33 protein-coding genes are annotated in these 26,267 nt (G+C 53.9%); 7 read left to right on the top strand and 26 right to left on the bottom strand.

The genetic code is table 11. The annotated features are described in order from the left end of the window. Positions 1–74 precede the first annotated feature (74 nt). Positions 75–1,001 (bottom strand): DUF975 family protein, encoded by a 927-nt coding sequence (locus tag WCI03_04580; GenBank protein ID MEI8139125.1) that lies wholly within the window; start codon positions 999–1,001, stop codon positions 75–77. A gap of 285 nt (positions 1,002–1,286) precedes the next feature. On the opposite strand from WCI03_04580, the gene WCI03_04575 reads away from it, so the two are divergent. The 6 genes from WCI03_04575 to cobU all read left to right on the top strand — a co-directional run bounded on the left by WCI03_04575 (position 1,287) and on the right by cobU (position 6,382). After that, complete coding sequence (locus WCI03_04575) at positions 1,287–2,654, top strand: UDP-glucose 6-dehydrogenase (protein MEI8139124.1); 1,368 nt, start codon at positions 1,287–1,289, stop codon at positions 2,652–2,654. 104 nt (positions 2,655–2,758) lie between these two features. Next, complete coding sequence (locus WCI03_04570; protein ID MEI8139123.1) at positions 2,759–3,835, top strand: L,D-transpeptidase; 1,077 nt, start codon at positions 2,759–2,761, stop codon at positions 3,833–3,835. A 218-nt stretch (positions 3,836–4,053) separates the two neighbouring features. Then, complete coding sequence (gene crcB / locus WCI03_04565; GenBank protein ID MEI8139122.1) at positions 4,054–4,443, top strand: fluoride efflux transporter CrcB; 390 nt, start codon at positions 4,054–4,056, stop codon at positions 4,441–4,443. A 131-nt stretch (positions 4,444–4,574) separates the two neighbouring features. Further along, complete coding sequence (locus WCI03_04560; protein ID MEI8139121.1) at positions 4,575–4,925, top strand: DUF190 domain-containing protein; 351 nt, start codon at positions 4,575–4,577, stop codon at positions 4,923–4,925. Then, a complete protein-coding gene (gene cbiR / locus WCI03_04555) occupies positions 4,922–5,722 on the top strand; it encodes a cobamide remodeling phosphodiesterase CbiR (GenBank protein ID MEI8139120.1) in 801 nt (266 codons plus the stop codon). Before WCI03_04560 ends, cbiR begins: the two co-directional genes overlap by 4 nt. 135 nt (positions 5,723–5,857) lie before the next feature. Next, a complete protein-coding gene (gene cobU, locus WCI03_04550) occupies positions 5,858–6,382 on the top strand; it encodes a bifunctional adenosylcobinamide kinase/adenosylcobinamide-phosphate guanylyltransferase (GenBank protein MEI8139119.1) in 525 nt (174 codons plus the stop codon). A 130-nt stretch (positions 6,383–6,512) separates the two neighbouring features. On the opposite strand, the gene WCI03_04545 is transcribed toward cobU, so the two are convergent. From WCI03_04545 to WCI03_04530, 4 genes are read right to left on the bottom strand one after another with little or no spacing between them, the layout of a single operon-like run. After that, positions 6,513–8,156 (bottom strand): glycosyltransferase, encoded by a 1,644-nt coding sequence (locus WCI03_04545; protein ID MEI8139118.1) that lies wholly within the window; start codon positions 8,154–8,156, stop codon positions 6,513–6,515. Beyond that, a complete protein-coding gene (lipA, locus tag WCI03_04540) occupies positions 8,122–9,006 on the bottom strand; it encodes a lipoyl synthase (GenBank protein MEI8139117.1) in 885 nt (294 codons plus the stop codon). Before lipA ends, WCI03_04545 begins: the two co-directional genes overlap by 35 nt. Beyond that, entirely contained in the window at positions 9,003–9,572 is a 570-nt protein-coding gene (locus WCI03_04535) for an SIS domain-containing protein (GenBank protein ID MEI8139116.1), read from the bottom strand. The genes lipA and WCI03_04535 overlap by 4 nt, the downstream gene beginning before the upstream one ends. A 21-nt stretch (positions 9,573–9,593) precedes the next feature. Next, on the bottom strand, positions 9,594–10,814 hold the full coding sequence (locus tag WCI03_04530) for an LL-diaminopimelate aminotransferase (GenBank protein MEI8139115.1): 1,221 nt from the start codon (positions 10,812–10,814) through the stop codon (positions 9,594–9,596). A 385-nt stretch (positions 10,815–11,199) separates the two neighbouring features. Between WCI03_04530 and WCI03_04525 the strand changes: the two genes are divergently transcribed. Continuing rightward, complete coding sequence (locus WCI03_04525) at positions 11,200–12,165, top strand: histone deacetylase (protein MEI8139114.1); 966 nt, start codon at positions 11,200–11,202, stop codon at positions 12,163–12,165. Here WCI03_04525 and WCI03_04520 read toward each other — a convergent pair. The 21 genes from WCI03_04520 to rplN form a co-directional block, all read right to left on the bottom strand. Beyond that, positions 12,125–14,389 (bottom strand): inverse autotransporter beta domain-containing protein, encoded by a 2,265-nt coding sequence (locus WCI03_04520; GenBank protein ID MEI8139113.1) that lies wholly within the window; start codon positions 14,387–14,389, stop codon positions 12,125–12,127. The genes WCI03_04525 and WCI03_04520 overlap by 41 nt on opposite strands. A gap of 46 nt (positions 14,390–14,435) precedes the next feature. Continuing rightward, complete coding sequence (gene nspC, locus WCI03_04515) at positions 14,436–15,572, bottom strand: carboxynorspermidine decarboxylase (protein MEI8139112.1); 1,137 nt, start codon at positions 15,570–15,572, stop codon at positions 14,436–14,438. A 15-nt stretch (positions 15,573–15,587) separates the two neighbouring features. Next, positions 15,588–16,112, bottom strand: coding sequence for a transcription termination/antitermination NusG family protein (locus WCI03_04510; GenBank protein MEI8139111.1), 525 nt, complete (start codon positions 16,110–16,112; stop codon positions 15,588–15,590). Positions 16,113–16,215: 103 nt separating this feature from the next. Next, positions 16,216–16,680 (bottom strand): 50S ribosomal protein L17, encoded by a 465-nt coding sequence (gene rplQ, locus WCI03_04505; GenBank protein MEI8139110.1) that lies wholly within the window; start codon positions 16,678–16,680, stop codon positions 16,216–16,218. A gap of 92 nt (positions 16,681–16,772) precedes the next feature. Next, positions 16,773–17,795: a DNA-directed RNA polymerase subunit alpha gene (locus WCI03_04500; protein ID MEI8139109.1), complete on the bottom strand. Its 1,023-nt coding sequence runs from the start codon at positions 17,793–17,795 to the stop codon at positions 16,773–16,775. A 51-nt stretch (positions 17,796–17,846) separates the two neighbouring features. After that, complete coding sequence (gene rpsD / locus WCI03_04495) at positions 17,847–18,470, bottom strand: 30S ribosomal protein S4 (protein ID MEI8139108.1); 624 nt, start codon at positions 18,468–18,470, stop codon at positions 17,847–17,849. A gap of 32 nt (positions 18,471–18,502) precedes the next feature. Continuing rightward, positions 18,503–18,991, bottom strand: a complete 489-nt coding sequence (gene rpsK / locus WCI03_04490) for a 30S ribosomal protein S11 (GenBank protein ID MEI8139107.1) — start codon at positions 18,989–18,991, stop codon at positions 18,503–18,505. A 34-nt stretch (positions 18,992–19,025) separates the two neighbouring features. After that, complete coding sequence (gene rpsM, locus WCI03_04485) at positions 19,026–19,421, bottom strand: 30S ribosomal protein S13 (GenBank protein MEI8139106.1); 396 nt, start codon at positions 19,419–19,421, stop codon at positions 19,026–19,028. A 12-nt stretch (positions 19,422–19,433) separates the two neighbouring features. Next, on the bottom strand, positions 19,434–19,547 hold the full coding sequence (rpmJ, locus tag WCI03_04480; GenBank protein MEI8139105.1) for a 50S ribosomal protein L36: 114 nt from the start codon (positions 19,545–19,547) through the stop codon (positions 19,434–19,436). 86 nt (positions 19,548–19,633) lie between these two features. Beyond that, positions 19,634–20,380, bottom strand: a complete 747-nt coding sequence (map, locus tag WCI03_04475) for a type I methionyl aminopeptidase (GenBank protein MEI8139104.1) — start codon at positions 20,378–20,380, stop codon at positions 19,634–19,636. Next, complete coding sequence (locus tag WCI03_04470) at positions 20,377–21,036, bottom strand: adenylate kinase (protein MEI8139103.1); 660 nt, start codon at positions 21,034–21,036, stop codon at positions 20,377–20,379. Before WCI03_04470 ends, map begins: the two co-directional genes overlap by 4 nt. A gap of 28 nt (positions 21,037–21,064) precedes the next feature. Then, positions 21,065–22,420, bottom strand: a complete 1,356-nt coding sequence (secY, locus tag WCI03_04465; protein MEI8139102.1) for a preprotein translocase subunit SecY — start codon at positions 22,418–22,420, stop codon at positions 21,065–21,067. Between the two features lie 18 nt (positions 22,421–22,438). Continuing rightward, positions 22,439–22,882, bottom strand: coding sequence for a 50S ribosomal protein L15 (gene rplO / locus WCI03_04460; protein MEI8139101.1), 444 nt, complete (start codon positions 22,880–22,882; stop codon positions 22,439–22,441). A gap of 35 nt (positions 22,883–22,917) precedes the next feature. Beyond that, complete coding sequence (gene rpsE / locus WCI03_04455; protein MEI8139100.1) at positions 22,918–23,421, bottom strand: 30S ribosomal protein S5; 504 nt, start codon at positions 23,419–23,421, stop codon at positions 22,918–22,920. Between the two features lie 22 nt (positions 23,422–23,443). After that, positions 23,444–23,797 (bottom strand): 50S ribosomal protein L18, encoded by a 354-nt coding sequence (gene rplR / locus WCI03_04450; protein ID MEI8139099.1) that lies wholly within the window; start codon positions 23,795–23,797, stop codon positions 23,444–23,446. A 3-nt stretch (positions 23,798–23,800) separates the two neighbouring features. Further along, on the bottom strand, positions 23,801–24,334 hold the full coding sequence (gene rplF, locus WCI03_04445) for a 50S ribosomal protein L6 (protein ID MEI8139098.1): 534 nt from the start codon (positions 24,332–24,334) through the stop codon (positions 23,801–23,803). Positions 24,335–24,403: 69 nt separating this feature from the next. Next, a complete protein-coding gene (rpsH, locus tag WCI03_04440; protein ID MEI8139097.1) occupies positions 24,404–24,802 on the bottom strand; it encodes a 30S ribosomal protein S8 in 399 nt (132 codons plus the stop codon). A 12-nt stretch (positions 24,803–24,814) separates the two neighbouring features. Beyond that, positions 24,815–25,000, bottom strand: a complete 186-nt coding sequence (locus tag WCI03_04435) for a type Z 30S ribosomal protein S14 (protein MEI8139096.1) — start codon at positions 24,998–25,000, stop codon at positions 24,815–24,817. A 23-nt stretch (positions 25,001–25,023) separates the two neighbouring features. Next, positions 25,024–25,569, bottom strand: coding sequence for a 50S ribosomal protein L5 (rplE, locus tag WCI03_04430; protein MEI8139095.1), 546 nt, complete (start codon positions 25,567–25,569; stop codon positions 25,024–25,026). Between the two features lie 8 nt (positions 25,570–25,577). Beyond that, positions 25,578–25,889: a 50S ribosomal protein L24 gene (gene rplX, locus WCI03_04425; protein MEI8139094.1), complete on the bottom strand. Its 312-nt coding sequence runs from the start codon at positions 25,887–25,889 to the stop codon at positions 25,578–25,580. A gap of 11 nt (positions 25,890–25,900) precedes the next feature. Next, the gene (gene rplN / locus WCI03_04420; protein ID MEI8139093.1) at positions 25,901–26,263 is read right to left on the bottom strand and encodes a 50S ribosomal protein L14; all 363 of its coding nucleotides are present in this window, start codon (positions 26,261–26,263) and stop codon (positions 25,901–25,903) included. Positions 26,264–26,267 lie beyond the last annotated feature (4 nt).

Below are 26,267 nucleotides of genomic sequence, written 5' to 3'. Positions count from 1 at the left end.
CTGCCCACTGCTCACTGCTCACTGCCCACTGCTTACTGGCCACTGCCCACTGCTTACTGCCCACTGTTTACTGGCTACTGGCCACTGTCTTTCACGTCGTCGTAGAAGCAGGCCATGCTGACCATCATGTAGGGGATGAGCCAGAGGAAGCCGATGCCGAGGGTCAGGACGCAGAGCAGGCCCCAGCCGATAAACCGGAGTTGCAGGCAGAACAGTTTCCATTTATTGCCTTTCATCATCTGCGTACTGCGCCGGACAGCCTCCATGGGGCCCACGCCGGGGTAATCGTTGAGGATATAATAGGCTAGAAAATAACGGAGTTGGGCAACGATCACAGGAATCATCGCTGCAATAATCAGGGGGATCAGAAACGGAATGGCTCCCATGGCAGAAGCATCCTGCATCAAAACCCCTTTCAGCCCAAGCACCGCCATAACAATGACCACCCCAAAGGCTGGTAGGCACCAGGCCAGGATGAGCAGCATGATCAGGAGATACATCACAAAGGCGTTGCCAAACAGCTTGAAGCCGTCGAAAAGCTGTCCCACATCCGCCGGTTCCTGGCGGGAGATATTAAGGTAAAACAACGTCCAGCCCACCATCATCGGCCCGCTGATCACGAAACTGACGACCTGCCCCAGAAAGGGGATCGCGGCCAATACGATCAGCACCAGCAAGTAAATGAGGAGGCCGCCGATGGCCTTGCCCCAATTCTGATCAAGCGAGGTCCGGGCCTGGGCCGTCAGATCGCGATTGGCGACCGCGCTCTTAAAGGTTGCGGTGTTGGACCATTCGGCAGGGGGCTCGGGCTCTACCGGAACGGCGGGCGGCTGCATCTCGAAAAGTCCTGACACGGTGTTAGCCTTGGCCCATTGATTGCCCATGGAGGCGTTCCAGACCAGATCATCGGGCTTCAAGCTGCCATTATGTGCCAGCGCCACCAGTTGTTCGAACTCGACAGGTCCCTGCTGCTTGCCATTCTCCGCGTAATACCATTGCATACGTGATGTGCTCCTGATTGATGAGGAATAGGAATAGCCATTCCAGGCGTAATAATCAAGTCATCGTCAGACGCCTCAAATTTTTGGAGTGCGGCGGCTTGACGCCGCTTTCACAAGGCCTGGCTTGACAGGCCGACAGTACCGCGCGTCAAGCCGCGCCGATGAAAAGCGGCGTCAAGCCGCCGCACTCCAAAAATTTAGAGGCGTCTGACATGTTAAATTAGTGGTGAAGTCTTCCCTGCTTTTGCTAGTATTCGCGGTTTTAGCGTTACGGGAGAACCTTTTATGAAAACTATTCTCTGTATTGGGGCCGGGTATGTGGGCGGACCGACGATGGCGATGATCGCCAGAAAATGCCCCGATTACCGTGTCATTGTTGTGGATATCGACGCCGCCCGCATCAAGGCCTGGCAGTCGGATCGCCTCCCCATCTATGAACCCGGCCTGCAAGAACTGGTTCAACTCTCGCTCAATAAAAACCTCTTCTTCTCCACCGATGTGGCGCAAGGGATCCGTGAGGCTGATATCATCTTCGTAAGCGTCAATACCCCCACCAAGACCTTCGGCCAGGGAGCCGGTCGGGCTGCCGATCTCCAGTACTGGGAAAAGACCGCCCGCGAAATCAAAGCCAACTCCACCTCCGACAAGATCGTGGTCGAGAAGAGCACCCTGCCCGTCCGCACCGCCGAAGCCATGGAGCGTATTCTCCATTCCGGCAACAAGACGGTCCATTTCGAGGTGCTCTCCAATCCGGAATTCCTGGCGGAAGGCACCGCGGTCAAGGATCTCGAGAACCCCGATCGCGTCCTGATCGGCGGGCATGCCACTGAGACCGGTCGCCGCGCGCAGTCAGCCTTGGCCGATGTTTATGCCAATTGGGTCCCCCGGGCCCGCATCCTGACCACCAGCGTCTGGTCCAGCGAGTTGTCGAAGCTGGCGGCCAACGCCTTTCTGGCCCAGCGTATCAGCTCCATCAACAGTCTTTCCGCCTTGTGCGAACGGACCGAGGCGGATGTTACCGAAGTGGCCCGCGCCATCGGCATGGATGCGCGGATCGGCTCCCGCTTCCTGAATGCCAGCGTCGGCTTTGGCGGCTCCTGCTTCAAGAAGGATATCCTGAATCTGGTTTACCTCTGCCAGCATTACGGCCTGAGCGAAGTGGCGGACTACTGGGAACAGGTGGTGACCATGAATGAGTATCAGGAAGACCGGTTTGTGCGGAAAATGATCTCGGCCATGTTCAACACCGTGGCCGGCAAGCGGATCGCGGTGTTCGGCTTCGCCTTCAAGGCGGATACGGGCGACACGCGCGAAAGCCCGGCCATCCGCGTTTCGCGGTTCCTGGCAGACGAGCGTGCGGCCGTGGTGGTAACGGATCCCGAAGCGCTGGGGAATGCCCGGAAAGATCTCGTGGATCTGGGAGAGAAGATCAGCTTTGAGCCCGATCCTTATAAAGCCGCCTCAGGCTCACACGCCCTGGCCGTGATGACCGACTGGGCTGAGTACAAGACGCTGGATTACCGGAAGATTTACGAAAACATGGAGAAGCCCGCCTTTATCTTTGATGGCCGGAACTGCCTGAATCACCAGGAACTCTACGAAATCGGCTTCAACGTGTACCCCATCGGAAAAGTACCGCTGAGCCATCTGTAAGTGGCAGAAAGAGGTTTTGCTTCAGCAGCATCATACATATTTGGCCCCATTTTGGAGTGCGGTGGCTTGACACCGCTTTCCCGCGTCCCGGCTTGACGGGACGCATGCCAAAAAACGGCGCGTCGAGCCGCCCCGAAGAAAAGCGGTGTCAAGCCACCGCACTCCAAAACGGAGTATTAATTATCCTGACTGGGTGGCTGGGGGTAGCGGCGGTTGCTGCGCCTGTACCGGCGCCCATCAAAGTGTCTACCACCGTCGTAAGCCGGGTTCAGCAAGGTACGGCTGTCAGTGAAAAACCCGTTAATCTCATGCAGATGGCGACGCTGCAGGCCGCACTGGACCGGAACGGGTTCGGGGTGGGCCTCGTCGATGGGCGGGAAGGCTCCAAGACCGTACTCGCACTCAAGGATTACGCCGAAAGCCGCGGCGTGACGATCTCACAGGCACGGAAGGAGTTGCTCGCCAATACCGAACCGGCCACCGTGGCCCATACCCTCAGCCCGGCGGAGCTGGAACGGGTCGGATCGGCCCCTGCCGATTATCTTGAAGCCTCCGCACTTCCGGCCATGGCCTGCGAAAGTCTGGAGGAAGTTATCGCCGAACAATTCCATGTCTCTCCCACGTTGCTAAAGCTTATGAACATTGGCGTTTCTAATTGGCAGAACGTTGCGGTCGGAACCCAGTTGGTTATTCCCAACACCCGAGCTGACGACTGGTCGATTCCTGCCTCCCGGCTGGAGGTGGACTGCGATCACTACCGGGTTCGCGCTTTTGACATCAATGACAGCCTGATCGCCTCATTTCCCTGTTCGATCGCCAAGAAGCTGCACAAGGTGCCTGTCGGCGATCTGACGATTGTCAGCTTTGCCCCCAACCCGAACTATACTTTTGATCCCGCCAATTTCCCAGAATCCCCGCGCGCCCAGGAGATCGGCAAGAAGCTGATCATTCCCCCGGGGCCTAATAACCCGGTGGGCGTCTATTGGCTGACCCTGAGCGCCAATGGTTTCGGCATGCATGGCACGCCGCATCCGGAAACCATTGGCCGCCGCGAATCGCACGGATGCTTCCGCCTGACAAACTGGGACATCACCACCCTCGCCCACATGGTGGAAGAAGGCACCCCCGTGACCGTCAAGCTGGAAGCGTCACCCGATGAAGAAAACACGTCCAAGCCCTAAAAAGATTACCCCCCCGCTTCGCTAGAGTTTGGAGTGCGGTGGCTTGACACCGCTTTTCTTCGGGGCGGCTCGACGCACCGTTTTCCGTCATGCGCCCCGTCAAGCCGGGACGCGGGAAAGCGGCGTCAAGCCGCCGCACTCCAAAAATGGGCCCAATATGGAATGGTGGTTGATTTTATCTTTGTTGTTTTACGAGCAGTCTAATAGTCTACCTCCGCATGAACGGAATAATGCCATTTGTTTGGGTGGGGGCGGGCGGACTGGTGGGGAGTCTGTGCCGGTATGGCTTTACCTTGAGCCTGAGTCATCCTGCCGCCAGCATGCCCTGGGGAACGTTGGCCTCCAATCTTTGTGGCTGCCTGGTCATTGGCATGGCCAGCCAACTGGCGGCCGACACCGAACTGCTTTCACCCTCGGCCCGACTCTTTCTGGCCACCGGCTTCTGCGGCGGCTTCACCACCCTGTCCTCACTTATTTATGAACTCGTGCAAATGGTAAAGGATGGCGAATGGCTGCATGCCCTCCTCTATCTCAACGGCACCTTTTTCGGAGCCATGGCAGCCTTTTTTGTCGGCATGATGCTGGTGAAGAAAGTACTGAGCCCATAACTGGGCCCGGATATTACCTGTCTTAATCGTAATCTTAATCGTAATCGTAATCTCTGCACTAAAGAGGGAGACAGAAAGATTAAGATTACGATTACGATTAAGATTAAGATTAAGATTGAAGGAGGGAATGTATGCAACCGGATAGTGAAGCGAAACTGTTACGTATTTTTATTGGCGAAGGGGATCGGTATCACCACTCCTCCCTCCATGAAGTCATCGTCCGTAAAAGTCAGGAGGCCGGCCTGGCCGGCGCGACCGTGTTGCGGGGCCTGATGTCCTACGGCACCTCCGGCAAACTCCGCTCCACCCGCATCCTGGATTTATCGGCCGATCTACCGGTAGTGGTCGAAATTGTCGACAAGGCCGAAAAGATCACGGCCTTTCTCCCCCTGTTGGACCAACTCCTCACCGAAGCCGAATGCGGCGGCCTGGTCACTCTGGAGACGGTGCAAATTATCAGCTACCAGCGAGGAAAAACGTGATCGAATTTCAAGCCCTCCCCCTGCTAACCGCCCCACGCCGCTTCCGGCTCGGGGTCACCTCTTATGTGTATCCCGCCGATCTCCTCACGAACGTGCGCGAATTGGCGCCGTATGCGGATGATATTGAGATCGTTTTCTTTGAATCGAAGGACTCCTCCAATTTTCCAAGTCAGGCCGAAGTTGAGGAACTCCGCCAGCTCGCCAAACAGCATCACCTCAGCTACACGATTCATTTCCCGATCGATAAGGCGCTGGGCAGCGCAAACCAGGAGGAGCGGGAACACTTCCTGAGCACCGCCCTGCGTATTATTGAACTCTGCCGCCCACTGAAGCCCTATGGCTGGATCTTGCACCTGGAGGGGATTGACGCCTCCGCGACTCAAGCCAGAATTGATACCTGGCGTCAAGATATGAGCCCGCTCCTGCGGCTGCTCGCGGGCATTGTGGATGATCCGACCCGCATCTGCGTGGAGAATCTGGGCTACCCCTTCGCCTGGTGTGAGCCCATTCTCCTCGAATACCCCTTTAGTATCTGCCTGGATCTCGGCCATCTTCTGCAGATGGGCTATGACTGGCAGCGGCATGTTGCCCAGTGGTTACCCCGGACCCGGATCATCCACCTGTATGGCTCGGATAAAACCTCACGCCATTATTCGCTGGAAATGACGCCCCAGCCACTGGTAGAAGAATTCCTGAGGTCCCTTAAGTCGTATAACCATGTCCTGACCCTGGAAACCTTTGGTTTCGAGGATACAGCCTCATCCCTGACAAGGTTAAAGGAATGTTTGCATAGTTAATCTTAATCCTAATCGTAATCTTAATCTTAATCGTAATCCTCCCTCTTTCTCGTTATCGCCAAGAGAATCCGATTAAGATTAAGATTAGGATTAAGATTACGATTACGATTAGTATTGAAGGTGATGGAAAATGAAATGAGAAATCCTGTCAAAATAACATTGGTATTGGGTGGGGCGCGGAGTGGAAAAAGCACCCATGCCCAGAAGCTGGCCGAACAGGGCTGGAAGCAACCGCTTTATCTGGCCCCGGCGGAAACCCTCGACCAGGAAATGGTGGAGCGGGTGAAACTGCACCGAGATCAACGCGGCCCGAAGTGGGGGTGTGTTGAGGAGCCGCTCGATCTGGCAAAGGTCATCCTGGGCTCAACGCCCCCGCGCGATGGTATTCTGCTCGACTGCGCCACGTTATGGCTGACCAATGTGTTGTTGAAAGAAGGTGAAGCCGCCGTGAAGACACGCAAGCAGGAACTGATCGCCGCCCTCAAGGCCAGCCCCTGTGACGTCATCATCGTCAGCAATGAGGTCGGCATGGGCATCGTCCCGGACTCAGCACTTGGCCGCACCTTCCGGGATTTACAAGGCTGGCTGAATCAAGATCTGGCCGCCATCGCCGACAGCGTTCTTTTCGTCATCGCTGGCATCCCAATGAAAGTTAAGTAGCCAGTAGCCAGTGAGCAGTAAGCAGTAGGCAGTTGCCAGTTAGCAGAAATCAGTAACTGCTCCCTGCCCACTGCCTACTGCTCACTGCCCACTGCCCACTGCCCACTGCCCACTGCCCACTGCCCACTGCCTACTGGCTCCTCCGCTTGCGATATTGGCGCATCATTTTAAAAAACCGGAAGGCGTCTTTTACGGGATGAATTTTGCTTTTCTCGGTACCATAAATGGTGGCAATGGGCACGGACCCGATCTTCACGCCCCTGTGACTCAACTCCATGAGGATTTCCGATTCGGCTGCAAACCGCTTGGATTCGGAAGCAACCGCAGGGAGCACCGATAGCGCATAAAGCCGGTACCCGCATTGAGTATCGGGCACCCACTGCCCCATCTCACGGCTTAAGAGCCAACTCATGAACTGATTGGTCATCCGCCGCACCAGGGGCATGTCCCGAGTATCAGACATCCGGGAACCAACCAGGACGGGGGTCCCCGTCTGGGTGTACGCCTGAATGAACCCCGGAAGATCGGTCGGGGCGTGCTGCCCATCCCCATCCATGGTAATGACGAACTTAAAGCCACGTTCACGTGCGGCACGGAATCCCGACTCCAGCGCCGCGCCCTTCCCGCAATTGACTTCATGCTGGATCACAATGGCCCCAGCCTGGTTAGCCTGGGCGGCCGTTTCATCAGGCGACCCATCATCCACAACAATCACGTCAGGGACAAATGATTTGATGCCTTCCACTACTGCACCAATTCGGCCAGCCTCACGGTAGGCAGGGATAATGACGCACCCTTTGAAAGGGGGCACTGGATTCCCGCGCGTCCTCTCCCCTTGAGGGAGAGGATTGAGGTGAGGGGTTTCTCTTTTCCCGGACTGTCCATAGCTGAGCCCGCCCCAGACGGACTGAAACATAAACCACTGATGGGGATAAGCGCCGATGGCATCTTCAAGCGCCGCATTGATTCGAGCCTGAATATCATCCTGAGACATGCCCTCCACCGGGATAATCGGGGGATACATTTTCATCAGGAACGTGTCATCCTCGTTGCGCAGAACAAATCCCGGCAGCACCACAGCCCCCGTCTTAGCGGCCAACCAGGCAGCCCCCCGCGGCATACACGCGGGTGCGCCGCACAAGCTGGTTGTTCCATGATGATCGGAATAATCCCGATCCGCCAGGAGGGCGATAAACTCTTTACGCCGCAGGGCGCCAATCAGACGCTTGACCGATGAGCCCAGCGGCACCACGACCATCCCCCGCTTGCGGCGATGCTTCTGAAAGAAATCATTCAGTTTTGCCGACGGCTGCTTCAGGGCGACCACATTGATGGGATACCCCATTCCTGCCAGTACCGCACCGCCAATTTCCCAGTTCCCCAAATGCGCCGTCACCGCAATGACACCCTTCCCCATCTGCCAGGATTGTTCGATGTATTCAGGATGCTCAATGGTCACCAACCGCTTGATATCCGCCTCGCTGAGCCGCTGAAAGCGGAAGAAGTCCACCAGATATTTCCCGAAAAACTGAAATGTCGTACGGGCAGTCAACTTGAGCTCCCGCTCCGTGGGGTGGCGGCCGCGGAACGCCATGACCTGCCGCAAATTCGCCATTACCGCGTTGCGCCCACGCCGTTCAAAAAAGAAATAACAGTCAGAAATCCGCAGACTCAGCCAGTAGGCAAAATGCAGGGGGATCGTGCGGCACAAAAAACCGGCGATCCAAAAGGCGGCATATTCAACCATGGTGTTCCCCCGGCTTTTCTCCGCCATGGAATTGATGCTCCGCCATATACGAAGAACGCACCATGGGGCCGGATGCCACGTTGCGGAACCCCATTGCCTGTCCCCGCCGGGCGTATTCTTCAAATTGTTCAGGAGTCACATAGCGCTTGACCGGGGCATGCGCCGCGGAGGGCGCCAGATACTGGCCAATGGTGAGCAACTCCACGCCAGCCGCCCTGAGATCAGTCATGGTCGCATAGACTTCGTCATCCGACTCGCCCAGCCCGACCATCAGCCCGGACTTAACAGCAGTCCGACCGCCGCTCCGGCGCGCCGCATAAGCCAGAACCGCCAGGGAGCATTCATAACTCGCCGCCGGTCGGATCGTCTTTTGCAAGGCCCGCACCGTCTCCAGATTATGATTAAAGACATCCGGGGCTGCATCCAAAACAAGATCAATGTCCCGCTCAACTCCCTTGAAATCAGGCGTCAGTACCTCGATCGTGGCAGCTGGCAGTTGAGTCCGTATCGCGGTTATGGTGGCGGCAAAATGCCGGGCGCCCCCATCGGAAAGATCGTCCCGTGTCACACTGGTCACCACAACATGACGGAGTTTGAGTTTGGCTACGGCTGCCGCCAGACGGAGCGGTTCATCGGGATCAACAGGTGTGGGTAGGCCGGAATGAACCGCGCAGAAGCGGCAATCCCGGGTACAGGTATCCCCCAGAATCATAAAGGTGGCTACCCCGCGGCTGAAACACTCGTGTTGATTGGGACACTGCGCGCCCTGACAGACCGTATGCAGGTCACTGGCCTTCAGCACCTGATGCACTGCATCTTGATTCCCACGCCCGGAATAGCGGATCCGAATCCAGGGGGGCAGACGCAGACCGCTCAAGCGAACTCGCTCTCAACCGCATCCAGAATCAGGTGCAGCAGCACCTGGTGGGCTTCCTGAATGCGTTCTGTGGCAGTGCCTTTGACAATAATCTCAAGATCGCATTTGCCCGCCAGGGGGCCGCCATCTTTCCCCAGAAGGCCAATCACTTTCATCCCTTTGGCCCGTGCCGCTTCGAGCGCCAGCCGGAGATTCACGGCCGCACCACTGGTACTGAATAGCACCAGCACATCCCCCGCGCTCCCGAGTCCTTCGATCTGCCGGCTGAAAACCTGATCATAGCCAAAGTCATTGGCAATGCAGGTCAGGGCCGTGCCATCGGCCGTCAGGGCCACCGCCGGCAAGGAGCGCCGATTGTGACGGAAACGGCCCAGCAGTTCTTCGGCCATATGCATTGCTTCAGCCGCACTCCCGCCATTCCCGGCCGTCAGCACCTTGTTCCCGCATTTCAGCGAGGCCACCATCAGCGTGCAAATAGAGTGTAATGCCTGAACTTGCCCGACCAGGGTTCCCACGGTTCGAGCGCTTTCCTCAATCCCGATAATCAGCTTCTCTATTTGCGACATCTCGCCCTCCTCACATGATGACTAGAATCTCAAATTGGCATTCATCAGGCGCTCACCCAACTCGGCAATCACGCGATCATCATCCACTTTATCCTTCGACTCAAAGGTCGCGGAGAAGCGGAGGAAAGGCCCCACATCATCCCAGGGTACCGTGGAGATGGAGCACTCGCGAATCAGGTATTGCGAGGCATCTTCCGCCGTAAGGAACGTCTTGACGCCCGCCCCCTTCGGAGCCGGAACGTAAAGATAGAAGGTGCCACCGGGCATTTTCGCCTTAAAGCCCACGCCCTTGAGGACCTTGACGATTTTCTTCAACCGGCGCTCATAATGCTTCTTGATCTTGTCCGCGAGCTTCTTGTCGGCGATCCCTTCGCAAGCGGCCAATTGAATGGCTTTGAATTGCCCGGAGTCCACGTTGTCCTTCACTTCAGCATAGGCCTGCACAATGCGTGCGGCGCCAGCCACAAACCCAAGGCGCCAGCCCGTCATGTTGTAACTCTTGCTCATGGAGTGGAGTTCAACCGCAACATCCTTCCCGCCCGGGCGGCTCAGAATCGAGAGGGGTTGGCCATACACCAAGGTGGCATAGGCTGCATCCTGTACAATGAGAATATTGTGTTTCTGGGCGAAGGCGATCAGGCGATCGAAGAGTTCTTCTGTCGGGGCCGCGCCCGTTGGATTATTGGGATAATTGACATAGAACAACTTGGTACGCGCCAGAATGGCGGGATCGATGCTATCGAGATCGGGATAAAAATGATTTTCCTTTTTCAGGGGAACCTTCACCACTTCACCGCCAAGATAGCGGGTGTGGGTCGCCAGAACCGGATAGCCAGGCACCGTGACCAGCGCCACATCACCGGGATTGATGAAGCAGAGGGGCAACATCGCCAATGCCGGCTTGGAACCGATGCTGTGACAGATATCCGTGTCCGGGTTCAGATCAGTGACCCCGAAGAACTTGCTCATGTAGTCCGCGGCCGCCACCTTGAACTCACGAATTCCGTTATCTGAATAGCCGCGATTGGCAGGATTATCCACCGCTTTTTTCAGTGCTTTCCGGATGGGGGCAGGCGCCATCTGATCGGGCTCGCCCACGCCAAAATCGAGCAACTCGACAGTGGGTCGGGCCGCCCGGGCCGCCGCCTTGGCACGCTTGATTTTCTCGAATTTATAAATCTCGTTGGTGGTGCCGAATGAGGTGCCGCCAATACGATCTGCAAACAATTTCTGAACGTCCATGGTATTACTCCTTGATATTGAAAACGGGCTTCAAGATACCTGTGTCAGAGGCGGGAATCAAGGGGGATTCGCTAGGGCAGACGCATCTAAATTCTCGAATTTCTGGCCTTATTGGCTCAATCTGACGACGGAGATTTGGAGTGCGGCGGCTTGACGCCGCTTTCATAAGGCCTGGCTTGACAGGCCGACAGTACAGCGCGTCAAGCCGCGCCGGGAAAAGCGGCGTCAAGCCGCCGCACTCCAAATACAAGCCTTCCCACCTGAGCATTTGAGCCGAATACGCCAGAATAAGGGGAAATTTAGATGTGTCTGCCCTAGGGGGATTCGATTGACGAATGCGCCGGGGAATAGTAACAACTCCGGAATTCAGGAGCCAGAACTCAGCATGCTTAAGACTGCTTTTCTTTATGATCCGGTTTTTCTTAAACATCAAACGGGATGGGCCCACCCGGAAAAGCGTCAACGCCTGACCGCCCTGCTGAAGCACTTAAAGGAAACCGGACTGTGGGAGTCGCTCCGCCATATCCAACCCCGACCGGCCTCCATCGAAGCCATAACCGCCATCCACACCGCTTGTTATGTTGACCAGATCCGCCTCGCCAGCAGCACCGGAAAACTGTTTAAACCTGATGAGGTGACACTGGGTTCGCCCGGGACCTACGAAGCCGCTCTGATGGCTGCTGGGGCGGTGCTCACCGCCCTGGACGCAGTGATGCTGCATCAGGTGCAGAATGCCTTCTGCGCTGTCCGCCCCCCGGGGCATCATGCAATGCCGGATCGGGCGATGGGCTTCTGTTTTTTCAACAATGTCGCCATTGGGGCCAGATATCTGCAACACCGGTACGGCCTGCGCAGGATTGCCATTATCGACTGGGATATCCACCATGGGAATGGCACACAAAATGTCTTTTACAATGATCCTTCCGTGTTTTATGCCAGTCTCCACCAGGACTCGCTCTACCCCCCTGATAGCGGGCATGCCTCCGAGACGGGAGAAGGTGCAGGAAAGGGCTTTACACTCAATGTGCCCATGCCTGCTGATGCCACTGACGCGGATTACCAACAGTCCTTTGCCAGGGTGATAATCCCCGCGGTCGCAGGATTTCAGCCTGAGTTCATCCTCATCTCCGCGGGGTTCGATGGGCATCGAGATGACAAACTGGCCGCCGCAACCCTCACAGAGCAGGGATTTGCCAGGCTTACCCAAATGACCATGGAACTGGCTGATGTCTGCTGCATGGGCCGTTTGGTTTCTGTTCTGGAGGGCGGCTACAGTCTTTCGGGGCTCACGGCTTCTGTCGAAGCGCACCTCAGGGTGTTAATGGGACAGAAAGTGCTGGAGCAGGAATAATCACCCCGCCTCCTTCATCCCGATAGTCCACATTATCCACAGGAGTCGGTGTCCCCCACCAGTTTCCTGAGGCAAACAAAGTGCCGGCCCCGACGAACGACATCTGGTAAGCGCCATTTCCATAGAGGGCATTCAAACCAGAGTCCGATGTCCCGCCGCCCGCCATGCCGAAGTCATAGATACTGTCCCAAGGCGCCAACGTCTGAAAATTAACCCCATTGGCCACGTTGTCGGCAATTCGATTCCCCCTCGCGACAATCGTGGAGTTGAGGCCGGAATTGAGATCAAGGAACACGCCACCCGCACCATTCCGAATCAGCCGATTATTCACAAAATCAGCAGTGACCACCCCGCCTGAAACCAGTATCGCATGAATCCCGTCGGAGTGATTATCACTGGCCTCCATGTTGTCAAAGGAGACGTTGACACTGTTGTAACCGTATATATCAAGAAAAGCTCCCGCTCCACCGTTGGCATTGGCCATGATATCCGACAATGTGATTGTGGCATCGACCGTAAAGGCTTGCAGGGAAATGCCATCCCCGCTGTTGCCGGTTACCGTATTCTGTCCCAATGTAATATCAGTCAGGGGAACCGACCCGACCTCGATATCAATCCCGGCCCCCCGGGCACTTACGATCCGGTTATTCCATACCGTTGCTGCAAAGACAGGGATGCTGAATGCGTTCATTTCAATCCCGGCTGAAGCGGATCCATTTCCGCGAATCGTGTTATTCACAATCATCACGTCTGACACATTTTCGCCAAAGATAACAGGGCTGGATGAGGGGACGCCTGCCGGCTGGATGAGCTCAAACCCTGTCACCATGACATGATTGGCCAAAGTGATTGCCGGCCGCCCCCCACCCCCATTTACGACCGGAGAAATGCGGCCTTGGAATATTCCATGTCGCCCATAGATAGGTGCCCCGGATCCCCACAGGGTGATTCCTTCTTGCAACACAACATTTTCTCGGTACTGCTGAGCGGCATCATTCACATAAACCAGACTGCCTACCGCATTTTGAACGCCAGTGTTAATTTGGCGATAGGGATTTTCCCAGGTTCCATTTTGCAGCCCGCTCCGATTGTCATCATCCACAAACGTCACATCCGTCGCCAATAATTCAGTGTGGTCCTTGCGATCATGTGAGACCAACACTTTCTCCAGAACCCTGCGATCCGCAACCACTTCCCCGGGTTTCGACACAGTGGTACGGACGTGTAAATCACGGACAACCATCTCTGTCATCCGGGAGGCAAACGGAGCTCGCGTACCCGTCATTTTAAACCCGTCCAGAGCACCTGCAAAGGGATTCTGACCCCGGCTCAATCGCGCCAGATTAAAGGGCAACGCCGCGCGAATCCCAACGGAATACCGTGACCCAAAGAGCTTCTCATCTTCCACCCAGCCGGCATCCAGATACACGGCGGGAACCGGCCGGACTTCAAGGCGGCCCTTCAGTCCGGCAATATCATCGCCATAATGGGCATGATAGTCATAAGCCCCGACAAACACTTTTACATCGGCATAATCTTTAAGAAGCGGGATGGGCAGCAGCGACCCGATTTCGGCATCAAATCCATCCATCGCACGTTCGGCAGTCCTGTAATGCTGAAGGGTTTTGAAATTGTAAGAATCCGTAATCTCGTAACCATATTGACTGATAACATGCCCTTGCGCCGTTGGCGCGTACCAGTACTCAGTATGTTCCTGGCTGGTGCCGGGTGTCACCATATAGGTATCCGCCGTTTTTTCACCCTGTTCCGGAAAATAATAGTTGGCACGGGCATCCAGCCATTGGCTCAAAAACTCTACGCCGCATCCGCCTTGATTAAAGGTGTTGTCGAGCGTGGTAGTGCGTCGGTCATAGAACAGGTTACCCCCGAGAATAATGCTTTTATCCGGGAAGAGATGACGTCCCCCCAGCCCGAAATTGAACTCCCGGGCCTCATCGTCATTCCATGACCCCCGCGGGTTGATAAAAACCAGATCCGTCCTGCGTTGATAAATCGGAATCAGAATATCCCCGAAGGTTTCGGTCTGCTGGTCACCAAAATGGACCCCTACATTCAACTGGCCGGAGGGGAGCGCTTGGCTCCAGGGCGTTGCAGAAGGGTCCGGTTCGACCTGAGCTGCCATCCCGGCGCCAGCTGCGGCCAGAGAGACCGCGCACACACACACACCCATTAGAGCGCCCGACAAAGCATTTAAGCGTTTCATGAACAGCACTCCTCTTGCTCACCGCCAAACCTGCAGTGACACACCGTCAGGACAAGCGATTGCGGTAATCGTCATATCCGAATCGGCGAACAACCTCGATGTCATCCCGATCCGGATGGTAAATTGCAATCGCAGGTAAGCCGACCCCGTTAAACGTGTTGTTTTTAACCATGGTGTAATGAGCCATATCGGTAAAGATCAATTTATCGCCGATCGCGAGTGGCGCCGCAAACGAATAATCCCCGATCACATCCCCCGCGAGACATGTCATTCCACCAAGCCGATAGGTGAAAGGCTGCTCCCCCGGGGTTCCCGCCCCAACTATTCCCGGGCGATACGGCATCTCGATGACATCAGGCATGTGAGCGGCCGCCGAAGTATCCAGAATGGCGATGTCGATTTCATTGTGCACGATGTCCAAAACAGAGGTGACAAGCACCCCGGTATTCAAGGCAATGGCTTCGCCGGGTTCCAAGTAGACTTCGAGATGGGGATATCGCGCGCGAAACTCATTGATCACCCGGCACAACAGATCGACATCATAATCCGACCGTGTGATGTGATGCCCCCCGCCAAAGTTTATCCACTCCAGCCCGCTGAAATATTTGCCGAATTTCGCCTCCACCACGGGCAGGGTCCGCGCCAATGCATCCGCATTCAATTCACATAAGGTGTGGAAGTGTAGTCCTGACAAACCGGATAGCTCCTGCCCTTCAAACTGGTCCAGGGTGATCCCCAGCCGTGATCCTGGCGCACAGGGATCATACAGTTTTACTTTCACTTCGGAGTGCTGAGGATTGACCCGTAATCCGCATCGGACAGACTTGCCCGATTGACTCACCTTCAGCTTGAACTGATGCCATTGCGCAAACGAATTAAATACCAGGTGATAAGCATAGCCCAAGAGTTCATCGAATTCATCTGCCCGATAGGCAGGAGCATAAACGTGCACCTCACGACCAAACTCCTCGAAGCCAAGACGAGCCTCATTCAGGGAACTCGCGGCAATGCCCGGCAACACCTTCCGGATCTGAGGAAAGGTGCTGAACATGGAAAACCCTTTCAGGGCCAGAAGGATTTTACATCCCGTCCGCCGCTGAACTCCATCGAGTCGCTCCAGGTTGGCCGCCAGTTTCGACTCATCCACCACATAACAAGGGGTCACCAGTTTACGCACATCCATGAGTCATCTCCGCCATTACTCCACTGGTTCCAATAATTCCATGCCTACTTCAACCGCAATCGCGCGGCCGATGATATCCACATTGAGCACCACTTTGGTTTTACCTTTGACCAACTGTACCACCCCTTCCAGCCCCTGGAAAGGACCGCTCTTGATCATAACACGCCGTCCGGACTGGAAGGCCGCCGAGGCATCCAGAGTGGGGTCGATCGCCAAGGCCTGGCGTATCTGTTGTAATTCTTTATAAAACTGCTCCTGATTATCAACCGGGAGGATACGAACGACCATATTACTCTTCAACACAGTGAGCTTATGATCCTGGGAGAAGCGAAGGAATACATAGCCTGGAAAAACCGGCTTATGAACCGTCACTTTGCGCCTCTGATAAATTTTGGTTTCCTCACGAACAGGCAAATCACACTCCACACCGTGAACCTCGCAGTAGCCCGCCATTTTCTTTTCACAGCGCGGCTTGACATACAAAACATACCAAAGCACTTCGCCGGAAGAAACGAGGCCATCGAGCATCTGAACATCCATTACTAATACCCCCTCGAATAAAAAAAGACGCCGACATCTCTATCGGCGTCTTCTGACATGAGGAATTCTCCCGGAAGAATCATCCTCACAATGGAAAAAGGACTTATGACTCCTTTTTGACATCCCCGGCAACAGGCTCATCGTTACCCGCCGCAGCGTCTTTTGCCTTACGCCCCTTCTTCACAATGACAAGATCGACCCATTCCAGAATCGCCATCTCGGAGCTATCGCTCCCACGACGACCAACTTTGGTAATCCGGGTGTAACCACCCAAACGATCCTTGTACTGAGGAGCAATGGTGTCAAAAAGCTTGAGCATTGGCTTGCGGTGACGCAGCACTGCCAAAACTTTCCGCTTACCTTGCAACATTTTCTCAGGCTTTCCAGAAGCGATGGCGCGCTTCGCCACTGTCACCATCTTCTCTGCCAACGCACGGGCTAACCTGGCCTTGGGCAAGGTTGTCTTTATCCGCTGTTCTTCAATAAGACTGCCGACCATGGACATCATCAGCGCTTTACGCGCTTCTGCAGGCCGACCCAATTTCACCATATTTTTTCTGTGACGCATTGCTGACTCCCGACATCCTTACGCCGCGCATGGAACTTCATCCACATCCCGGTCGTTCACTTTCATCAATTCAGCGCGAATTCCAGATAGGACTATTCGCTATCTTTATTGGCTTCAAGCCCTCTCATGGCTTTCACCAGATCCTCGTCGAATTTCATCCCGAGGCTTAACCCGAGATCCGTTAATTTGGCCTTAATTTCATTCAGAGATTTTTTGCCAAAATTACGATATTTCAGCATCTCAGCCTCTGACTTTTGGGCCAAATGCCCGACGGTCGTGATATTGGCGTTGTTCAGACAATTGGCCGCACGAACGCTCAACTCAATTTCATTAACGCTCATGTTGAGGGTCTTAAGCATCTGATCACGCTCAAGATCAACCTTGGCTTCCACATCCTCAAACTCAACCACATTCTTATCGTAGTCAACGAACACATCAAGGTGGTGGCGCAACACTGCGGCCGAAACAGTCAACGCATCATCAGGAGAAATACGACCATCCGAGGTCACTTCCATAATGAGTTTGTCATAATCCGTCCGCTGACCCACGCGGGTGTTTTCGATAAAGAAATTCACGCGTTTGACAGGAGAAAAAATCGAATCAATCGGAATACGACCGATATCCTGATTGTCCTTCTTGTTCAACTCGGCAGGGCAAAAGCCACGCCCGACCCGAATTTCCAAGGTCATATCCAGAACCCCGTCCGAAGCCAGCGTCGCGATGTGTTGATTGGGGTTTAACACCTCAATGGTCCCATCGGTTTGAATATCTCCCGCCTTGACCTCACGGGCACCCTTTACTTTCAGGTGCAAAAGGCGAGACTCACGGCTCTGCGCCTTGAGTAACACCTTTTTAAGGTTCAGGATAATATCCGTCACATCTTCCACAACCCCTGGTAGCGAGCAGAACTCATGAGGAGCCCCCTCAATCCGCACCGATGAAATTGCAGCTCCCTCCAGGGAAGACAACAACACCCGGCGCAAAGAATTCCCAATGGTGCGCCCATAGCCCACTTCAAGCGGCTCGGCAACAAACCGCGCAAACGTTGGCGTGGCTGAAGCTTCGTCCTTTACTAACCGCTTGGGCATCTCGAATTTGCTCAGTCTGATTGGCATGATTCAGTCCTTCCCCGGAAACAGTTTCACCATTCCCCGGCACGAATATCTTTACTTAGAGTACAATTCAACGATCAACTGTTCATTGACCAACGGCGCAATTTCTTCACGTGTAGGAATGCGAATCACTTCACCCTTAAGCGCATCCTTATCCAGCGTCAACCAGGAAGCAGCTTCCCGCCCCTTGGCATCCACCACTCGCTTCACGGCTTCCTGACTTTGTTTGCGCCCCTTAACTTCAATCTTGTCGCCCACTTTCAACGTCATGGAAGGCACATCCGCACGACGGCCATTGACCGTGAAATGCCCGTGCAAAACAAGCTGTCTTGCCGCACGTCGCGAAGCTCCAAAGCCAAGACGATAAGCCAGATTATCAAGCCGCATTTCAAGCAACTGCAACAACATCTCGCCTGTTACGCCACGCTTGCTCGCCGCTCGCTCGAAGAAAAGCTTGAACTGCCCTTCGCGCAAACCGTAAGAACGACGCAACCGTTGCTTTTCACGCAACTGAACGCAATAATCCGTCTTCTTGGAAGGACGCGCGCCGTGCATACCCGGGGCCGGACGCCCGGTTTCAATAGGACACTTTGCCATACGGCAACGATCCCCCTTCAAAAACAGCTTCATACCTTCACGGCGACAAAGCCTGCATGCTGGTCCAGTATATCTACCCATTCGAATTCTCCTGTTCTCTACAAAATCTGCCTTTAGACGCGGCGACGTTTGCGAGGCCGGCAACCGTTATGCGGCATCGGCGTCACATCTTTGATCATGGTGAGGTTCAAGCCGGCAGACTGCAATGCGCGAATCGCTGATTCACGTCCCGCACCCGGCCCCTGAACACGAACTTCAACTTCCTGCATACCCCGGGCAACCGCTTGCCGCGCCACTTCCTGCGCCACCACACTGGCGGCAAAGGCGGTACTCTTACGGGATCCCTTGAATCCCGCACGACCTGAGGTGCTCCACGCAATCACGCCACCCTTACTGTCTGAAACTGAAATGATTGTATTGTTGAATGTCGCCCGAATATGGACGATACCAAACGGCACCACACGCCCTGCACGGACACGCTGCTGCCGAACTGGCCGAGCCGCACCATCGGGGCCTCCCGCCAAAGCGTCCGGAATCGGAGCCCCAGCGGCCTCCGGCTTGGCGCCAACTTTTTCTTCAACTTTTTCTTTAACGTCTGCCATTGCGAACCCGTACCTCTTTTATCACTACTGTTTGTTACTGCTTCGCGGCCGCCCGCGCCTCTTTACCGCGAACTGCACCCACCGTGCGCCGTGGCCCCTTGCGAGTCCGCGCGTTAGTGCTCGTGCGCTGGCCCCGAACTGGGAGTCCGCGCTTATGACGAATACCACGGTAACTTCCGATACTGATCAGACGACGAATGTTCTGTGCCACTTCGCGGCGCAAATCACCCTCAATCCGGTAAGTATTTTGAATCACATTAATAATTCGAGCCAACTCTTCATCCGTCAGATCGTCGGCCTTCTTGACCGGGTCAATCTTGGCCTCGTCAATCACTTGACGGGCGTTGGTTGGTCCAATTCCATAGAGATAGCGCAAGGAATACTCAATGCACTTCTTTCCGGGTATATCAACACCTAATATTCTGGGCATCCCAAATTCTCCTTAACCTTGACGCTGCTTATGACGTGAATTGGTGCAAATCACCCGCACCACACCCCGGCGGCGCACAATTTTGCAGCGCTCACAAATCCTCTTGACTGAACTTCTGACCTTCATCCTCTGTCTCCATTCCAAAAATAGCTAGCCAATTTATCAATGGCCTTACCTGTTGTCCATCCCAAAATTCAAATTTAACAACGGATTTACACCGCCGTCAAAATTTCGGGGCCATCCTCACAGATCGCCACCGTATGCTCAAAATGTGCTGATGGCCTGTCGTCTGCTGTACGCACTGTCCAGCCATCTCCCAACACATTAACGGCACTCCCCCCCATGTTGACCATGGGTTCGATCGCCAGTGTCATACCCACCTTCAATTTGGGCCCGGCCCCTGCCGTTCCGAAATTCGGAATCTGCGGATCTTCATGTAACTTCCGCCCGACCCCATGCCCGACAAAGTCTCGAACTACCGAAAACCCTGCCTGCGTAACAACGGCCTCCACCGCGTGGGATACATCGCCCAAGCGCTTTCCGGCGCGCGCCTTTTCTATTCCCGCCGCCAACGCCTGCTCGGTAGCACGCACTAACCTGACCACATCAGGATCCGTCACGCCAACCATCACCGTCGTTGCCGTGTCACCCACAAACCCACCAAACATCACACCGACATCAAGGCTTACAATCTGACCGATTTCAATTCTCCGATCACCCGGTATGCCATGGACCACTTCAGCGTCGATCGAAATACAAATATTCCCGGGATATCCCCGATACCCCAAAAAGGCACTCTTGGCTCCCATGGCGGCAATTAATTGAGCCGCCTTATCATCTAACTCACGAGTGCTTATCCCCGGAGACACAAGCCTAGCAATTTCTTCTCTTACACATGCCGCGATGCGACCGCTTTCACGCATCTTGCGAATCTCATCCCGATTCTTGAGAATGATCATGAAGCAATCAACGGTTTAGCCACTGCCAAAATTTCAGAAACCGTTGCCTGCCTCTGCCTAGCGGAATCTACTCGCACCAGAACGCCTTTTTTCTCGTAATAAGAAATGAGGCTTTCTGTCTGCTTCGTATATACCTCTAAACGATTGAGAATGGTGGCCTCACTGTCATCGGCCCGCTGATATAATTCGCCACCGCACAGGTCGCAAATGCCCTCTGATTTCGGCGGAATGTTAATCACATGGTAACTTTGCCCGCACTTCCGGCATACCCGGCGTCCCGTTAAGCGAGCCATCAAAAGCTCTCGAGGCGCATCCAGGAGAAACACTTTATCAACTTTCGAAACATACCGGGATAACGCTTCATCCAACAAGCGGGCCTGATCAAGAGTTCGCGGAAAGCCATCAAACATATAAGCTAAATCGCGCGCCCCACGTTCAAGCCGCTCCCCGACAATTCCAACAATGACGTCATCAGGGACCAACTCCCCCCGCTTCATGTAACCCTCAGCCTGACGGCCAATCACGGTGCCATTTTTCACGGCCTCTCGCAACATATCCCCGGTGGACACATGAATAAAAGCGCTCTCATTGCGAATCCCTTCAGCAATGGTCCCCTTACCCGCTCCAGGCGCCCCTAATAAAATAATTGTTTTCATAGCAACGATAACTCCAACACTGCGCTGATTATCTCCGACCGTGCAGTTTCCCTTTATGCAAGAAACCGTCGTAATGGCGCATGAGAAGATGTGATTCCACCTGGCGCATCGTGTCCAACATGACACCGACTGTGATCAACAAACTTGTTCCTCCGAAAAAGGATGAAACCAACCAAGGAACCCCAAACTGGCGGTTCATCACCGAGGGAATCACAGCAATAACCGTCAAGAAAATGGCCCCGGCCAAGGTAATCTTTGTCATGGTCATATCAAGAAATTCAGCTGTTGGCCCCCCTGGACGTACTCCGGGGACATATCCACCATATTTCTTCAAGTCGTCAGCGATTTGAACGGGGTTAAACTGCGTTGCCACCCAGAAATAGGAGAAAAACAAAATCATCACCCCGTAGAGCACCATATACAATACAGTGTCCATCGTGATCATGTTTGCCAGATTCTGGGCAAAATCACCGGGTATGCGCCGCAATAAAATTGCGGGAAACATGAGAATCGATTGAGCGAAAATAATCGGCATGACGCCTGAATAGTTAATCCGCAGCGGCATAAACGTACTCTGCCCGCCATATACCTTGCGACCAACGACACGCTTCGCATACTGAATTGGGATCTTGCGCTGCCCCTGGGTCAGAAGAATTGTGCCGGCAACGACTCCAAACAGGGCAATCAGGAGAACAATCAGGAATACCGGATTGAATTGCCGGATCCCATCCTCACCCACGTGAAACATCTGGATCACATAGGCCACTGCCGCCGGCAACCGGCTAACAATTCCTTCAGTAATGATAAGGGAAATACCATTTCCAATTCCGCGCTGTGTGATCTGTTCCCCCAACCACATGATGAACACAGTTCCTGTGGTCATCGTAACGATGGTCATCAGCTTAAAGCCCAATCCGGGGTTCAGAACGAGATTAACCCCCTCAGGCAACCCCAACATGGCGGGATTTTCAAGAGTAGCGGCCATAAACCAACCCTGAATCACGCACAGAAACACCGTCAGCATGCGAGTATATTGCGTGATTTTCTGGCGGCCCGTATCCCCTTCCAGTTTCAACCGCCCCAGCGCGGGCACCACCGCGCTAAGGAGTTGAAGAATGATGGAGGCGCTGATATAGGGCATAATTCCGAGAGCACCCACAGCGCAATTGCTTAAAGCACCGCCACTGAACATGTCCAGCAGGCCCAGTACACCGCCACCTGAACTTTTTTCAATGTCAGAAACAACACGCTGCAACGCTACTGCGTCCACTCCAGGAGTTGGAACATGAGCCACCAAGCGGCAAATGAAAATAAGGCCCATCGTAAATAATATACGATCCCTCAACTCAGGAATTTTAAAACTATTTTTAAACGCAGAAAGCATGTCGCAATCTCATTTCCCTTACGTAACAATCTCACAAACGCCGCCAGCGGCCTCAATTTTAGCTTTTGCTTCAACACTAAACTTATGGGCCTTAACGGTCAGTTTTTTCGTGATCGTACCTGTACCCAGAATTTTAATGCCATCTGCGCCCCCATTCGCGAGCCCTTTTGATTTCATCAAATCAGGCGTCACCTCGGAACCAACAGCAAAGATATTTAGCTCCGCAACGTTCACCGGGAGAAATTCTTTGCGAGAAATATTCGTGAAACCCCGTTTCGGGATTCGTCGAATCAGGCGCATTTGTCCACCCTCGAACCCAAGCTTATGCTTGTGCCCTGAACGCGCATACTGCCCTTTGTGCCCACGACCTGATGTTTTACCAAGTCCTGAAGCCACTCCGCGACCAAGACGCTTTCTTGATGATTTAGCGCCTGTCGTATTTTTCAATGAATGTAAGTTCATCGTGTATTCCACCTATCGGATCAAATGATTAGTGATTAGTTCTGACGAGCCGCCATGATCTCATCACGAGATCGCAGGGACTCTAACGCGTTGATGGTCGCCTTAACCACGTTAACCTTGTTTCCGCTACCGAGCGACTTGCCGAGAATATCATGTATTCCGGACAACTCCAAAACAGCGCGCATCCCGCCACCAGCAATAACACCGGTACCTTGTGAAGCCGGCTTCAACAAAATATACCCGCCGTCACACTGCCCCGTTACCTCATGAGGGATAGTCCGGTCTTTGAGCGTCACATGAATCATGCTCCGACGGGCAATTTCCCCGCCTTTTCGGATTGCATCGGCAACTTCGTTCGCCTTACCAAACCCGTATCCGACCATTCCATTCCGATTGCCGACCACGACAATCGCGCTGAAGCTAAACCGGCGTCCGCCTTTAACCACTTTTGCACAGCGGTTGACAAACACCACACGCTCCTCAACTTCGCCACCCGAGGAGTCTGAATTATTATCCGCCCTTGTTCGTTCTTTTATCACAGTGTGCTCTTGCTTTCTAGGGCTAGAATTTAAACCCTGCCTCACGTACGGCATCGGCAATTGCCTTAACCCGGCCATGATACTTATATCCACCGCGGTCAAACACAACGTTTTTGACGCCTATTTCCATGGCAATTTCCGCCAACCGCTTTCCAAGCAACTTGGCGCCCTCGGCATTTTTCTTGCCGACACCATCTTTACCAGATGATGACACCGCCGCCAGCGTCACTCCTTTATCATCATCCACAAGCTGAACATAAATATGCTTGTTGGAGATCATTACACACAAACGTGCGCGCTCTGAAGTTCCCGCGATGTTCTTGCGAATTCTCGAGTGCCTGCGGGCACGATTTTCTTTTCGATCCACTGTTTTCATACGTTAGGCCACCGTCTTACCGGCCTTACGCCGGACATGTTCGCCCTTATAACGGATTCCCTTGCCCTTGTAAGGCTCAGGCGGATAATAGGAACGAATACGCGCCGCAACATCACCGACGAGCTGCTTATCCGCGCCCCCAACCGTTATTACACTATCCTTAACTGCTACTGTAATGCCCGCTGGCGCTTCATGCACCACCGGACTTGAATACCCGATATTCATCGTGAGCTTGCTTCCCTGCACAGCCGCACGAAATCCGACACCCTGAAGTTCAAGTTCAATCGAATAACCCTTGTCCACGCCAAGAACCATATTCGCGACCAAACTGCGGCCCAGCCCATGGAAACTTCGTCCACGCACTGTATCTTCATCCGTACTCACGATGATGTTCGAATCTTTCACTTCCGCCTTGATGGACGGAGGAAGTTTCGTCACCAAGTCACCTTTAGGACCTTTGGCCGATACCGTCCCGCCACTTACGAGGACTGATACGCCCTTAGGTATGGCTATCGGTTGTTTGCCGATTCTAGACATTCTCTTCCCCTATTTAAATTATGTTACCTGTAATCCACTGAATTACAGCAATTCCGGAAACACCTGATTTTACCAGATTTGGCAAAGCAATTCTCCGCCAACGCGTTTCCGCCGTGCTTCATTATCCGTAACAATTCCCGAGGGAGTACTCAAAATTGACACCCCCATACCGCCCAACACCAGGGGGATCTCATCAAACCCCACATAGCGCCTAAGCCCTGGCTTGCTCACCCGACGCAATCCTCTGATGGTAGGGCTCCGGTTGGAATCATACTTCAATACCACTCGCAACACTTTTTCACGGCCTTGCCCCTCAACTGTAACGTCGCGGACATAACCTTCCTTCTTCAAAATAACCGCAATCTCGCCCTTCATTTTAGAATGGCTGATGTCAGTCGTTTTCAACCCCGCACCCGATGCGTTCCGAATGCGATTCAACATGTCACTGATAGGATCCGACAAACTCATAGGCTCTCCAATTTACCAGCTCGCCTTAATTACTCCGGGGATCATCCCCGTTGATGCCAGTTCCCGGAAGCAAATACGGCAAACCTGGAACTTACGCATAAAAGCATGTCGTCGCCCGCAGCGTTTACAGCGGTTGTAGCGGCGTGTGCTAAATTTCGGCGTGCGGCTCGCCTTGACTTCCTGTGATTTCTTAGCCAAAAGAACGTCCTCCTTGCCGTGTTCTACTTAGTCGGCTTCATGAATGGAATACCGACCATCGTGAGCAGTTCACGAGCCCGTGCATCCGTTGACGCCGATGTGACAATCGTCACGTTCATTCCCTGCACCCTTTTTACATCATCCGGGTCAATTTCAGGAAAAATAGACTGCTCCTGAAGACCAAAGGTGTAGCTTCCCCGTCCATCAAACCCTTTTACCGGCAATCCCCGAAAATCTCGAATTCGGGGTAATGAGGCATGGATCAGTCGATCCATGAATTCATACATCCGATCACCACGAAGGGTTACCTTCGCTCCTACCGGCATGCCTTGGCGCAACTTGAAATTTGAAATACTCTTGCGCGCCTTGGTGATGACTGGTTTCTGACCGGAAATTTTTCCCAAATCATCAGAAATAGCCCGGATCTGATCTTTGTCGACCGTTGAATTGAAGCCCATATTAATGGCCACTTTCAACAGTCGAGGCACATCCATTACATTCTTGCACCCAAGCGATTTCATCAGCGCCGGCACAACTTCTTGTTTATATTTCGTCTTAAGTCCCGTCATAGACCACCTTACGAGTCAAATGCTTGACTGCATTTCTTGCACTTGCGGATCCGCTTGTCACCCTCGGCCACACGCTTTACGCGGACCGCCTTCTTGCACTGCGGGCAGTAGACCATCAAGTTGGCAATAGCAATGGAAGATTCCTTCTGCACAATGCCCCCCTTCGGATTATCCTGAGATTTCCGAAGATGCTTGGTCACCATGCAGAGCCCCTCAACAATTGCCCGATGCTTCCCAACAACAACTTGAAGCACCTTTCCCTGCTTACCTTTGTCCCGGCCTCGTGTGGCCACAACGATATCGTTTCGTCGGATATTCATAGATTCCTCTTTTACAACACCTCAGGTGCGAGTGAGACAATTTTCATGTACTTCTCACGAAGCTCACGCGCCACCGGGCCAAAAATACGAGTCCCGATCGGGTTAAGCTTTTCATCCACAAGCACCACCGCGTTGTTGTCAAACCGAAGAGCCGATCCATCAGGACGGCGAATCGGCTGGCATGTCCGGACAATAATTGCCCGACAAACCTGCCCTTTTTTTACCAATCCCGTCGGCTGGGCTTCTTGCACCGCAACCCGGATCAAATCACCGATGTGAGCATACATCTTGCGCTGCCCGATAATACGAAAGCAACGCACCCGCCGCGCTCCGGTATTGTCTGCAACATCAAGGTTTGTTTCTTCTTGAATCATGGTC

The sequence above is a fragment of the bacterium genome, assembly GCA_037143175.1.
Taxonomy (GTDB): Bacteria; Verrucomicrobiota; Kiritimatiellia; order CAIKKV01; family CAITUY01; genus JAABPW01.
This window is presented reverse-complemented; position numbering and strand designations above follow the sequence as displayed.